Here is a 12792-nt window from a genome sequence, read left to right as displayed (position 1 = left end):
TTCCGCACCGGGAAACGGGGTTACGCTGGTGAAATGGCGCAACAGCAGTTTGACGGAACGCATTTTGGGGACCAGGACAGTGTGGCGGGCATGTCCGCCGTCGACATCGCGGACTGGCGGCTCCGGACCTTTGCCCTCTACGCCACCGTGCGGACAATCGCCGCGGAAGACCCGGCCGAGGCCCATTCCTACTGGCGCCAGGAGCGTGACCGGATGTTCGGCACGCACCCCGCATCGCCGTTGACAGCCGCCGCGAAGTCCAGTTTCGCCGGGCTGCAGACGGCGGACTACGATCCGATCTACCGCTTCCACATCCCCCTGACAAACGAGGGCGCCGGCCGGGAGATGAACGTTGAAACCGGGACCGACGGCCTGGTCCGCTTCGTCCGGCTCGGCACCTTCGACCTGCCGGAGATGGGGCAGCTGGCCGTCTGGAAGCTGAACGGCTACGGCGGCGGCATCTTCGTGCCGTTCCGTGATGCCACCGCCGGGCAGCCCGGCGGCAGCTACGGCGCCGGGCGCTACCTGCTGGACACCATCAAGGGCGCCTTCCACGGGGTGCGCGGTTCCGGCCCGAAGGCCGAGTTCGTCGTGGACTTCAACTTCGCCTACAACCCGTCCTGCGCGTACAACGAGGCCTGGGCATGCCCCCTCGCGGGCCCCTCCAACCGGCTGGCCGTGGAGATCCCTGTCGGCGAGCTCTACTGAGCCGCTCCGGGCCGGGACATCCGCTGCATCCCGGACCCCGCCCCCGCACCGATCCGGTATCCACAGCCTCCCGACAGGAAACACACAACGTCATGTGACAGTCTTGACGGATGGATTCCCCTGCTTCCCCCGTTGCCGAGTCCGTGCAGCGGCTGCTTCCGGACCGCGCCGGTCCTTCCGGCACCCGGAAACCGGCGGCCGTGCGCCGCAGCGGGATCTTCCGTTACCCCGTGGTCCGGCAGCTTGTCCGGTTCACCGGGGTCGGCATCGTCTGCACCGTCACGTCGCTGGCGCTGTATACCCTGTTCCGGCCGTGGATCGGATCCCAGCCGGCGAACGCGGCAGCCCTCATCATCACCTCGCTGATGAACACGGCGCTGAACCGGCGGCTGACCTTCCGGATCACCGGGCGCGGGCGGATGAAGCGCGACCATGTCAACGGGCTGATCGTGATCCTCGTGGCCCTGCTGATCACCGGCGGCAGCCTGGCGGTCCTGCACTGGCTCCGGCCTGAGGCCTCGGTGGCCGATGAGCTGTGGACCACCACCCTCTCCGGCTTCGTCGCCACGGCGGTGAGGTTCACCCTGTTGCGGCACTGGATCTTCCGCCGCGCGCGTCACCGCTGAGCTTCCCGCGTGCCCAACTGCCTAGCAGTTGTGGCCGTTCCGGGCGCCCAAAACGGCCACAGCTGCTAGCCAGTCGGGCCGAGTGCCCGGACGCTGCCGACGGCGTTGCGGACCGCCGACGCCGCCTCCTGCAGTTCCGCTGCCGTGATGGTGGCATCAAAACTGAACCGCACCGCCGTCTGGGCCACCTCGGCGTCGATCCCCATCGCCAGCAGCACCGGGGACGGCTCGTCCGAGCCGGCAGCACAGGCGGAACCGCTGGAGCACACCACGCCCTGGCGCTCGAGCTCCAGCAGCACGGATTCACCGCTGGTCCCCGGGAAGCAGAACGACGCCACCGAGGGCAGCCGCTCGCCGGGGTGGCCGGTGAGGACCGCCCCGGGGACGCCGGCCAGGACAGACCGGATGAAGTCGTCCCGCAGCGCCGCGATCCGCACGGCCGGACCTTCGCCGGCGCCGAGACCCGGTGTCCTGGCCAGCGTGAGCGCCGTCGCCAAGGCCACGGCGCCGGCCACATTTTCCGTGCCCGAACGGCGTCCGCGTTCCTGCCCGCCGCCGTGGACCAGGGGCTCCAGCCGGGTCCGGCCGCGAAGGAAGAGTGCCCCGTTGCCCTTGGGTGCCCCCAGCTTGTGCCCGGAAATACTCAACGCGTCCACGCCCAACGCCCCGACGTCGAGCGGCAGCCACCCGGCGGCCTGGACCGCATCGGTATGGAACGGGATGCCGTGTTCGTGGGCCAGCGCCGCGAGACGGGCGACGGGCTGCACGGTGCCGACCTCGTTGTTGGCGTACATCACGCTGACGAGGGCCGTCCCGGGCCGCAGGACTGCGGCAAGGGCCTCCACCGTGACCTGTCCGAAGGAGTCCACCGGAATCACGTCCACGGCGAAGCCATGCACCCGTTCCAGGTAGAGCGCGGATTCCTGCACGGCGGGATGTTCGACGGCGCTGATCGCCACCCGGTCCAGCCGCGGATCCGCCGCCCGGCGGGCCAGGGCGATGCCCTTGACGGCCAGGTTGTCCGCTTCCGTGCCGCCGGAGGTGAAGATGATCTCGCCCGGGCGGCAGCCCAGCGCCTCGGCCGCGGCCGCCCGGGCCCCGGCCAGCGCGGCGGCGGCCGTCTCGCCCAGGGAATGATGGCTCGAGGGGTTGCCGAATTCGCCGCTGAGGTACGGCCACATGGCCTCGAGCACCTCGCGGCGGACCGGCGTCGTGGCCGCGGCGTCCAGGAAGATCATGCCGCGCCTCAGCCGGCCGCCGGCTCGACGCCGGGTTCGGCGTCGAGTTCAACGTCCAGTCCCAGGTCCAGGGCCGTGACGCTGTGGGTGAGGGCGCCGATCGAGATCACGTCCACGCCGGCGGCGGCGATGGCCGCCACCGTGGACAGGTTCACGTTGCCGCTGGCTTCGACCCGGGCGCGGCCGCCCACAAGGGCCACCCCGGCGGCCAGCTCGGCCGGCGTGAAGTTGTCCAGCATGATGGTGTCCACGCCGGCGGCCAGCACCGGTTCGATCTGCTCCATCCGGTCCACTTCCACCTCGAAGTGCGTCGTGTGCCCGAGCTGCGCCCTGGCCGCCCGGAGCACCCCGGTCAGCCGCGCCGGGTCTCCCCCGGTGAGCACGGCCAGGTGGTTGTCCTTGGCCAGCACCGCGTCGGAGAGGCTGAAGCGGTGGTTGGCGCCGCCGCCGCACCGCACGGCGTAACGTTCCAGCACGCGCAGCCCCGGCGTCGTCTTGCGGGTGTCGGTGATCCGGGCCCCGGTGCCGGCCACAAGCGCGACGAATTCCGCCGTCCTGGTGGCGATGGCGCTCATCCGCTGGACCAGGTTCAAGGCCACCCGCTCCGCCAGCAGCACGGCGCGGGCATTCCCGGTGACCCTGGCCAGCACCGTGCCGGCTTCAAACGAGGCGCCGTCCGCCACAAGCAGTTCGACGGCGGCGTCCGGGTCCGTCAGCTTCATCGCGGCGGCGAACACGTCACCGCCGCTCAGCACGCCGGACACACGGGCGGCCAGGACCGCCGTCGCGCGTGCCTGCGCCGGAATGAGCGTCTGGGACGTGATGTCACCGTACGGGGCGTCCTCGGCGAGTGCGGCGCGCAGGACGGCCTGGACGGCGGAATCCGGCAGGGTTCCGGCGAGCGCGGCGGGGGCGGGTGTGGTGCGGCCGGCGGCGGGGGCGGCGGTTGCTGTCATCGTCAGATCCTTTGCATGGGGCGGGTACCGGCGGCGTGCCGGTCCTTGGACTTACTGGATGCGGCTGCTGGACGGGCACGTCCGCCAGGCCCGACGGGCTGTGCGGCCGCCTGCGCGGCAGCTGGCGCGGTGTCTGCCCGGTAGTGGGCGCCGACAGAGACTGTCCGCTTCCGCGCCGCTGCGACGAGCAGCCGGGCGGCGAGCAGCAGGTTCCGGTCCTCGTGGCCGGACCGGTCCAGGGTTGCCGGATCCTCGGCTCCGGTGCCGGCTGCCCAGCGGGCCAGCTGCTCGCCGGCGGCGTCGAGTTCGGCTCCGGTGCGCATCACTCCGGCGGCACCCGTCATAAGCCGTCCCAGCGCCTCGCGGCTGAACGGAACCTCAGCCTGCCCCGGGGCCGGTACCGTGTTCACGCGCCCGTCTCCGGTGCCGGCCGGGACGCCGGGCAGGACACCGGAAGTGGCGTCGGCTGTGGCCTGCCTTCCACGGACCGGCCAGGGCGCCGGTTCGGACAGGAAGGCCTCGACGGCACGGCGGCCGAACACGAGGCCTTCGAGCAGCGAATTGCTGGCCAGCCGGTTGGCGCCCTGCACGCCCGTGCGGGCAACCTCGCCGGCGGCGTACAGTCCCGGCACCGAGGTGCGGCCCCACAGGTCGGTAGACACCCCGCCCATCCAGTAGTGGGCGGCCGGAGACACGGGAAGCGGTTCCGCGGTCCAGTCGTAGCCGGCGGCACGCGTGGCGGCGCTGATCGTGGGGAAGCGCCGGGCGAGGAAGCCCGCGCCATGGGCCGCTTCGATGCCCCGGGCATCGAGGTAGACCGGGCTGCCGGCCGGGGCGCCGGTGGCGGCCAGGTGCAGGGCGATGCTGCGGGAGACGACGTCGCGCGGGGCCAGTTCCGCGTCCGGGTGGTAGTCCGGCATGAACCGGTAGCCGGTGGCATCGAGCAGCAGTGCCCCCTCGCCGCGAACCGCTTCGGAGATCAGCAGCGCGGGCGGTCCGCCCGGGATTTCCTCCGCGGCCAGTGTGGTGGGGTGGAACTGGAAGAACTCCAGGTCCCGTACCTCCGCGCCCGCCCGCCAGGCCAGGGCAAGGCCGTCGGCGGTCGCAACGGACGGGTTGCTGGTCCGGGCAAAAAGCCGGCCGGCGCCCCCGGTGGCGAGGAGCACGGCGTCGGCGTCCAGTTCCTTCGGCGCCCCGTTGGACAGGTAGGCGACGCCGGTGACCCGGCCCGCCGCCGCCGGAGCGCCAGCCGGCTCTGTCAGGAGTCCGGTCACGAAGGCGCCGGTCTCCACCCGGAGCCGGCCCTGGGCTGTCCGGTCCAGGACGGCGCGGTCCAGGACAGCGGCGACCAGCCCCCGGGCAATGCGGGCACCGGTCGCATCTCCTCCGGCGTGCAGGATGCGCGGGGCCGAGTGCGCGGCCTCGAGGCCCAGCGCAGGTCCGCCGTCGGGCCCGGTGTCGAAGTGCACGCCAAAGCGGCGCAGCCCTGCGATGTCCCGGACGGCTTCCGTGCACAGGATCCGGACGGCCTCGGGGTCGTTCAACCCGGCGCCGGCGGCGAGTGTGTCGGCGATGTGGGCCGCCACGCTGTCGCCCGGGGATGCCTCCCCCGGCGCCAGCACGGCCGAGATGCCGCCCTGGGCGTAGAAAGTGTTGCTGGCCTCGAGCGTGCCCTTGCTCAGGAGCACCACCTCGGCGGCCGGACCGCCATCAGCCGCGGCCTCGGAGGCCAGCAGCGCAGCGTACAGACCGGCGATCCCGCTGCCGACAACCACCAGGCGCAGCGGCCTCGTCACGGCCGCGCCGCCAGCATCCGCTCGAGCGCGACCCTGGCCGGGGCCGCGACGTCGTCCTCAACCGTGATGCGGTTGACCACTTCACCGCGGACCAGCGACTCCAGGACCCACGCGAGGTAACCGGGATGGATGCGGTACATCGTGGAGCACGGGCAGATGACCGGGTCCAGGCAGAAGATGGTGTGCTGCGGGTATTCGGCGGCCAGCCGGTTCACCAGGTTGATTTCGGTGCCGATCGCAAACGTGGTGGGTTCCGTGGCCGCGGCGATGGCCTTGCGGATGAAGTCGGTGGAACCGGCGGAATCCGCGGCATCCACCACCTCCATGGGGCATTCCGGGTGCACGATGACCTGGACGCCGGGGAACTCGGCGCGGGCCTTCTCGATCTGGCCCACGTTGAAGCGCTTGTGGACCGAGCAGAAGCCGTGCCACAGGATCACGCGGGAATCTTCGAGGGTCTGTTCGTCGTTGCCGCCAAGGTCCTTGCGCGGGTTCCACATCGGCATCTGCTCCAGCGGCACGCCCATGGCCTTGGCGGTGTTGCGGCCCAGGTGCTGGTCCGGGAAGAACAACACGCGCTGCCCTCGCTCGAACGCCCACTCAAGCACCGTGGCGGCGTTGGAGGAGGTGCAGACAATGCCGCCGTGCTCCCCGCAGAAGCCCTTGAGCGCAGCCGAGGAGTTCATGTAGGTGACCGGGATCACCGGAACCCGGCCGTGGGCGTCGGGCTCCGTGCCGAACAGCTCTTCGAGCTGCTCCCAGCATTCGGTCACCGAGTCGATGTCCGCCATGTCCGCCATCGAGCAGCCGGCGGCGAGGTTGGGCAGGATCACGGCCTGCTCCGGCCGGGACAGGATGTCCGCGGTCTCGGCCATGAAGTGCACGCCGCAGAAGATGATGGCCTCGGCATCGGGCCGGGTCAGTGCCGCGTTTGCGAGCTGGAAGGAGTCGCCCACGAAGTCGGCGTATTCGACGACCTCGTCGCGCTGGTAGAAGTGGCCCAGGATGACCGCCCGGTCCCCCAGCGCCGCCTTGGCAGCCCTGATCCGGGCGTCCAGTTCGGCGTCGCCGGCCAGCTTGTATTCCTCCGGGAGCTGGATCTGGCGGGGGGTCGACGGCGGGGCGACGTCGGCGGCGGAGGCGCCGGGGCCGTAGGCGGGCAGGCCGGCCAGCGCCTCGGCGAGGTCGTAGTCCCAGGGCCCGCGGGCGAGCGCCGGGCTGCAGGTCGAGGCGGCCGCAGGGCCGGCGGCCAGCGTGGTGGCCTGTTCGCGCGTGATCAGCTGGATTGCCGTGTTGACGCTGCTCATGGTGTGCTCCTGTTGTCTGGGTCAAGGCCGGGGCGGCCGGTGAAGCGGTAGAGGCGGGGCGGGCGGTGTTTGCCGCCCTGGAGGTATTCGCCGGTTTCTTCGATCTCCGGCGTGGCTTTGATCTGGCGGCGGAAGTTGGCCGGGTCCAGCTGGCGGTCCAGGACCGCCTCGTAGACCTCCCGGACCTGGGCCAGGGTGAAGTACTCACCGAGCAGGTGGTAGGCGATGGCCCCGTAGGCCAGTTTGTTCCGCAGCCGCCACAGGGCGTACTCGATGATCGCGTTGTGGTCGAAGGCCAGCTCGCCGAGCCGGTCCGCCCGGAGCCACCGGACGTTTTCGGATTCGTCGGCGAGCGCGGCCTCGGTGGGCCGGACCAGCGCCCAGTACACGATCGAGACCACGCGCTGGGTCGGCGAGCGGTGCAGCCCGCCGAAGGCGTAGAGCTGTTCCAGGTAGCTGGGGGCGAGCCCGGTGGTTTCGCGCAGGTTCCTGGACGCGGCGTCCTGCAGGGATTCGGAGTGGGTCAGCGGTCCACCCGGGAGTGCCCACAGCCCCTTGAACGGTTCCCTGATCCGGCGCACCAGCGGGATCCAGAGGGTGGGGCGTCCGGAACGCTCGCTGGGGCGCAGTGCGAAGATCACGGTGGAGATGGCCAGCGACGGCGGGGCGAGTTGGCGCTCCGAGACATTGGCGGCTGTGGCATACACGGTGATTCACCCCGCATTCCGGACTTCTGGGCTGTCCCTGCGGGACCGCCCGGAGGGTTCCGGACCGACCGCCGGACTAGTTATAGTCAATTTGACTAGAACTAATTCTACGACCCGTTCCCGCATCGGCAAAATGTTGCAGCTCACACCGGGCGCTCCGTCCTGGCGTCCATGGTTGTAAGCCGGGGCCCGGAGCGGTATTAATCGGCGTTATGGACGGCACTTTGGACGGCGAAAGAATCAGATCCTGCTACTTGGGGGCGGCAAATGCCTTCCTCGAACTGGTCGGACAGGTGCCGGAGGGCGCCTGGGCGCAGCCCGCGCTGGGCGAATGGGACGTCCGCGGGCTCACCGGCCACGCAAGCCGTGCCCTGGGCACGGTCGAAAGCTACCTCTCCACACCGGCTGCCGGGGAGCTGGTGGACGGCCCGGTGGCCTATTTCCTGGCCGTCCGCCGTGCCGCTGACCCGGAGATGATCGCCCAGCGCGGCCGCGACGCAGGCCAGGCCCTGGGCGATGACCCGGCCGCAGCCGTACAGGATCTCGTCCAGCGGGTCACGACCCTGCTCGGGAACACGCCGGACGATGCGGCCGTCGGAACCCCGGCGGGAGCGATGACGCTGACCGGCTACCTGCCGACCCGCACCTTCGAACTCGCCGTACACAGCCTGGATCTGGCCCGCGCGCTGGATCTCCCCGCACCGCCGGCCCTCCGCCCTGCGGTCGCGGCCTCGCTGGAACTCGCGGCGGCGGTCGGCGCCCATCTGCCCACGGCGGCGGAGTTGCTGCTCCTGCTGACCGGCCGGTCCGGCCTTCCCGGAAACCTCAGCGTCCTCTAGGTCACCCGGGTCATTGGCCGGGTCATTGGCCGGGTCACCGGCCCTGGGCGGCGGCTTCCAGCAGCGGCAGGGTGCGGCCCTGGAAATGGGTGTTCAGCACGATCACCGAGGAGGACCGCAACACGGTCCGGGTGGCGATCATGGCGTCGAGCACCCGCTGGAGGTCCGGGTTGGAACGCGCGGCGATGCGTGCCATCAGGTCCGAACTCCCGGAGACCGTGTGGATTTCGATCAGTTCGGGGATCCGCGCCAGGGCCTCCACGACGGCGTCGTGACCGAGGTCCTGGTTGATGGTCAGGGAACAGAACGCCACCACCGGATAACCGAAGTGCGCCGGATCCGGCTGCGGGACCCAGGAGCCTATGACACCACTGTCCTGCATCCGGTCGAGGCGGGACTGCACGGTGGCGCGGGCCACCTTCAGCACGCGGGAAGCCTCCAGGACAGAGGCCCGCGGTGAATCCGTGAAGAATCGGACAATCTTCGCGTCCAGAGCATCCACATCCATAGGATTTCCTTTCCCCGGCGATGGCAGCAGGACAAACCGCTGCCGGCACTGCATTTTAGGCTGACAAACTGCCACCATGCTCTCACGGCGGCCGTGCCGCGCGTGGCCGGCGGGAGGATTCAAAGGCGGTAAATTCAATAAGTCCCAGAAGGACACACAGATCAAAAACCACACGAAGGTTCGCCACATGACAATGAAGTCCACCGCGGAACACCGGTCCGTGAAGCTCGGCCACAGCATGAAGCCACGCCAGCTCACCATGATGGGACTCGGGAGCGCGATCGGCGCCGGCCTGTTCCTCGGCTCAGGGGCAGGAATCCAGGCAGCAGGCCCTGCCGTGCTGGTCTCCTACCTTGTGGCCGGAACGCTGATCATCCTGGTCATGTGGGCCCTGGGCGAGATGGCCGCCGCCAACCCGAACAGCGGTGCATTTTCCGTGTACGCGCAGAAGGCGATGGGTAAGACGGCAGGTGCCACCGTGGGCTGGCTCTGGTGGCTGCAGCTTGTGGTGGTCATCGCAGCCGAGGCCCTCGGCGCCTCGGCACTGCTGTCCACGGTATGGCCGGTGATCCCCGTATGGGCGCTGTCGCTGATCTTCATGTCCCTGTTCACGGCCATCAACCTGGCCGGGGTGAAGAACTTCGGCGAGTTCGAATTCTGGTTCGCCATCCTCAAGGTCGCGGCCATCCTGCTGTTCCTCGGCGTCGGCGTCGCCCTGCTGCTCGGCTGGCTCCCCGATGTTGCCTCCCCCGGGCTGGGCAACATCACCTCCGGCTTCGCGCCGGCGGGCCTTGGCGGCATCGCCACCGCCCTCTTCGTCGTGATCTTCGCCTTCGGCGGCACCGAGATTGTCAGCGTGGCCGCGGCGGAGACCGAAAACCCGCAACACAGCGTGGGCGTGGCCATCCGCACCGTGGTGTGGCGGATCCTGGTGTTCTACATCGGCTCCGTCTTCGTCATCGCGGCGATCCTCCCGTCAACGTCATCGGCCCTGAAGTCCCCGTTTGCAGGCGTCCTGGACGTGGCCCGGATTCCGGGGGCGGGCACCGCCATCACGCTGGTCGCCGTCGTCGCACTCCTCTCCGCACTGAACGCGAACCTCTACGGCGCGTCGCGGATGGCGTACTCACTGTCCGAGCGCGGCGAGGCTCCACGGATCCTGTCCAGGCTCAACAAGGCCAGGGTCCCGATGGTGGCCGTCGGCATCTCGGTGGCGTTCGGTTTCCTGGCCGCCGTGCTGGAACTGCTCTTCCCCGACCGGATCCTTCCGGCCCTGTTCCAACTGGTCGGTTCCACCTGCCTCGTGGTGTGGGGCTCCGCCCTCGTGTCCCAGCTGATCCTCCGCCGCCGTGCGGACCGTGACGGTACGGCCCTGCCGCTGCGGATGAAGGGCTTCCCCGGATTGACCATCTTCGGGCTCGTGCTCCTGGCGCTGATCTTCGCCGTCGGCTTCAGCAGCCCGGACAGCAGCAAGCAGCTCTTCAGCACCATGGCGCTCGTCGCCGGCATCGCCGCGGCCTGCTGGATCGGCGCCCGCGTGACCCGCGCCCGCACCTAACCCGCCGCCGCACCCCTAAGTCCGGCGCAGCAAAAGCTATACAAACTGTCAATCTATGTCGGGCAAAGACGGGCAACTTTGTGCAGTCTGGCCAGCGTTTCCTGAGCTGATTGCCCAGGCAGGTTGGGGTGACTAGGGTCACAGGCATGGACACACTCCCCCCGGTGGCTTCCGGCGACGTTGCCGCGCCGCTCGCTCCTGCCCAGCTCCGCGAGCTCTACTCGCTGATGGTGGCGGTCCGCCACCTCGACACTTCGGCCATCGCATGGCAGCGGCAGGGCCTGATCCCCGGCTACGCGCCCGAGCTCGGCCAGGAAGCAGCCCAGGTGGGCAGCGGCTACGCCGTGGACACCACGCGTGACTTCGTCTTTCCCACCTACCGCGAGATGGGCGTGGCCCGGACCATGGGCGTGGACATGATCGCCTACATGTCCACCCACAAGGCCACGTGGCACGGCGGACTCTACAACCCGCTGGAGTCCCGGCTCGCCCCGATCCAGGCCGTGGTGGCCGGCTCCGTGCTGCACGCCGTCGGCTGGGCCCACGGCCAGACGCTGGACCACAAAGACGGCGTCGCGCTGAGCTACTTCGGCGACGGCGCCTCCTCGCAGGGTGACGTCCACGAGGCCATGAACTTCGCCGCCGTGATGAAAGCCCCCGTGGTGTTCTTCGTCCAGAACAACGGCTGGGCCATCTCGGTCCCCACCGAACGCCAGGTGGCCGGCGGCTCCGTCGCCGCCCGCGCCGCCGGCTACGGCATGCCCGCGCTGCAGATCGACGGCGACGACGTCGTCGCCGTCGTCGAGGCCACCCGGCGTGCCTTCGCCCACGCCCGCGCCGGCAACGGCCCCGTGGTCATCGAGGCCATGACCTACCGCCGCGGCCCGCACTCCACCTCCGATGACCCGGGACGCTACCGCTCCCTGGCCGAGGAGCGCGACGGCGCCGGCGCCGACCCGCTCGAACGGTTCCGGCAGCGGCTGCTCACCGAGGGGATCGCCGATGAGGCCTTCTTCGCCGAGGCCCTGGCCGCGGCCAAGGCCGAAGAGGAGCAGATCAGGACGGGCGTCCAGGCGCTCGGCCCGCGCCCCGGCGCCGAAATGTTTGACCTGGTCTTCCAGGAAACCACCCCGACCCTGCAAGCCCAGGCCGCCAGCTGGCGCGAGGAGTCCGAACATGTCTAACTCGATTCTCGAAGGCGGAACCACCGTGGCTGCCGGCGCCACCGCGAACACCGTGGTCCTTTCCATGCAGCAGGCCCTGAACCGCGCCCTGGACGAGGTCCTCGCGGAAAACCCGAAAACCCTGGTCTTCGGCGAGGACTGCGGCCGGCTCGGCGGCGTCTTCCGCATCACCGACGGGCTTCAGGCCAAACACGGCGACCAGCGGGTCTTCGACACCCCGCTGGCGGAATCCGGCATCCTCGGCATGTCCGTGGGCCTGGCGATGGCCGGCTTCCACCCCATTCCCGAGGTCCAGTTCGACGGCTTCGCCTACCCCGCGATCAACCAGATCGTCTGCCAGGTCGCCCGGATGAACTACCGCAGCCGCGGCACCCTGCCGATGCCGATCACGCTCCGCGTGCCCAGCTTCGGCGGCATCCGTGCCCCCGAACACCACGGCGAAAGCCTCGAGGCACTCTTCGCCCACGTTCCCGGGCTCAAGGTGGTCTCGCCGTCGAACCCGCACGAGGCCTACCACCTGCTCAAGTACGCCGCCACCCGGCCGGACCCGGTGATCTTCATGGAGCCGAAGTCCCGCTACTGGCAGAAGGGCGACGTCGACCCCGCCCGGGCCGATGCCGCCGACGGCGCCCCCACCGGCGCCAAGGTCATGCGCGAGGGGCGGCACCTCACCCTGGTCGCCTGGGGCGCCATGGTCGCACGCTGCCTGCAGGTGGCCGGACTCGCCGCCGAGGACGGGATCGACGTCGAGGTCCTGGACCTGCGCTGGCTCAAGCCGATCGACGCCGGGTCCCTGGCCGCTTCCGTGCGGAAGACGCGGCGCGCCGTCGTCGTCCATGAGGCGCCACTGACCTCGGGGCTGGGCGCCGAAGTGGCACAGCTGATCACCCAGGCCTGCTTCGACACCCTCAAGGCACCCGTGGAGCGTGTCACCGGCTTCGACGTCCCGTATCCCTCGGGCGACCTGGAGGACGAATACATCCCGAACATTGACCGGATCCTCTTCGGGATCCAGCGAGTATTGGAGTACAAACGTGGCTGAAATTTCCTTCCCGCTCCCGGATCTCGGTGAAGGCCTGATCGAGGCGACCGTGCTCGAATGGCTGGTTTCGCCCGGCGATCAGGTGGAACGCAACCAGCCCCTCGTGGAGGTTGAAACCACCAAATCCGCCGTTGAACTGCCCAGCCCGCAGGCAGGTAAGGTAGTGCGTATCCACGGCGGGCCCGGTGACAAAATCAATGTCGGCGAGCCCCTGATTGTGTTTGAAGTGCCGGACAACACCGCCGGCATTGTGGGCACCGTCCCGAAGGAAGAGGCACCGAAGCGCCGGGTCCGCCTGAGCGCCGTACTTGATGAGGACTGAC

General features: G+C 69.8%; 13 protein-coding genes. 7 read left to right on the top strand and 6 right to left on the bottom strand.

Annotated features, from left to right (window positions below):
* The first annotated feature begins 33 nt into the window (after positions 1–33).
* Positions 34–708 (top strand): DUF1684 domain-containing protein, encoded by a 675-nt coding sequence (locus E5206_RS09155; RefSeq protein WP_136322216.1) that lies wholly within the window; start codon positions 34–36, stop codon positions 706–708.
* A 110-nt stretch (positions 709–818) separates the two neighbouring features.
* On the top strand, positions 819–1334 hold the full coding sequence (locus tag E5206_RS09150; protein WP_136322215.1) for a GtrA family protein: 516 nt from the start codon (positions 819–821) through the stop codon (positions 1332–1334).
* 65 nt (positions 1335–1399) lie between these two features.
* Here E5206_RS09150 and E5206_RS09145 read toward each other — a convergent pair whose 3' ends face one another.
* The 5 genes from E5206_RS09145 to E5206_RS09125 are packed head-to-tail and all read right to left on the bottom strand — an operon-like array spanning position 1400 to position 7338.
* On the bottom strand, positions 1400–2572 hold the full coding sequence (locus tag E5206_RS09145; protein ID WP_136322214.1) for a cysteine desulfurase family protein: 1173 nt from the start codon (positions 2570–2572) through the stop codon (positions 1400–1402).
* A gap of 8 nt (positions 2573–2580) precedes the next feature.
* Positions 2581–3528: a carboxylating nicotinate-nucleotide diphosphorylase gene (nadC, locus tag E5206_RS09140; RefSeq protein ID WP_136322213.1), complete on the bottom strand. Its 948-nt coding sequence runs from the start codon at positions 3526–3528 to the stop codon at positions 2581–2583.
* A gap of 2 nt (positions 3529–3530) precedes the next feature.
* The gene (gene nadB, locus E5206_RS09135; RefSeq protein WP_136322212.1) at positions 3531–5324 is read right to left on the bottom strand and encodes an L-aspartate oxidase; all 1794 of its coding nucleotides are present in this window, start codon (positions 5322–5324) and stop codon (positions 3531–3533) included.
* The gene (nadA, locus tag E5206_RS09130; protein WP_136322211.1) at positions 5321–6631 is read right to left on the bottom strand and encodes a quinolinate synthase NadA; all 1311 of its coding nucleotides are present in this window, start codon (positions 6629–6631) and stop codon (positions 5321–5323) included. The genes nadB and nadA overlap by 4 nt, the downstream gene beginning before the upstream one ends.
* Positions 6628–7338 (bottom strand): NUDIX domain-containing protein, encoded by a 711-nt coding sequence (locus tag E5206_RS09125; protein WP_136322210.1) that lies wholly within the window; start codon positions 7336–7338, stop codon positions 6628–6630. Before E5206_RS09125 ends, nadA begins: the two co-directional genes overlap by 4 nt.
* A gap of 212 nt (positions 7339–7550) precedes the next feature.
* Here E5206_RS09125 and E5206_RS09120 point away from each other — a divergent pair, with 212 nt between their 5' ends.
* Positions 7551–8177 carry a maleylpyruvate isomerase N-terminal domain-containing protein gene (locus E5206_RS09120; protein ID WP_136322209.1) on the top strand — a complete coding sequence of 209 codons (627 nt, stop codon included), beginning with the start codon at positions 7551–7553 and terminating at the stop codon, positions 8175–8177.
* Between the two features lie 34 nt (positions 8178–8211).
* Here E5206_RS09120 and E5206_RS09115 read toward each other — a convergent pair whose 3' ends face one another.
* Positions 8212–8685 carry an Lrp/AsnC family transcriptional regulator gene (locus tag E5206_RS09115; RefSeq protein WP_136322208.1) on the bottom strand — a complete coding sequence of 158 codons (474 nt, stop codon included), beginning with the start codon at positions 8683–8685 and terminating at the stop codon, positions 8212–8214.
* A 187-nt stretch (positions 8686–8872) separates the two neighbouring features.
* Here E5206_RS09115 and E5206_RS09110 point away from each other — a divergent pair, with 187 nt between their 5' ends.
* The 4 genes from E5206_RS09110 (at position 8873) to E5206_RS09095 (ending at position 12791) form a co-directional block, all read left to right on the top strand.
* On the top strand, positions 8873–10243 hold the full coding sequence (locus tag E5206_RS09110; RefSeq protein ID WP_136322207.1) for an amino acid permease: 1371 nt from the start codon (positions 8873–8875) through the stop codon (positions 10241–10243).
* 146 nt (positions 10244–10389) lie between these two features.
* Positions 10390–11427, top strand: a complete 1038-nt coding sequence (locus tag E5206_RS09105) for a thiamine pyrophosphate-dependent enzyme (RefSeq protein WP_136322206.1) — start codon at positions 10390–10392, stop codon at positions 11425–11427.
* The gene (locus E5206_RS09100; protein ID WP_136322205.1) at positions 11420–12469 is read left to right on the top strand and encodes an alpha-ketoacid dehydrogenase subunit beta; all 1050 of its coding nucleotides are present in this window, start codon (positions 11420–11422) and stop codon (positions 12467–12469) included. The genes E5206_RS09105 and E5206_RS09100 overlap by 8 nt, the downstream gene beginning before the upstream one ends.
* A complete protein-coding gene (locus tag E5206_RS09095) occupies positions 12462–12791 on the top strand; it encodes a biotin/lipoyl-containing protein (protein WP_043482513.1) in 330 nt (109 codons plus the stop codon). The genes E5206_RS09100 and E5206_RS09095 overlap by 8 nt, the downstream gene beginning before the upstream one ends.
* Position 12792: the final 1 nt, after the last annotated feature.

This window comes from Arthrobacter sp. PAMC25564 (genome assembly GCF_004798705.1).
Classification (GTDB): Bacteria; Actinomycetota; Actinomycetes; order Actinomycetales; family Micrococcaceae; genus Arthrobacter.
Note: the sequence above shows the minus strand (reverse complement) of the source record. Positions and strands in the feature narration are given on the sequence as shown.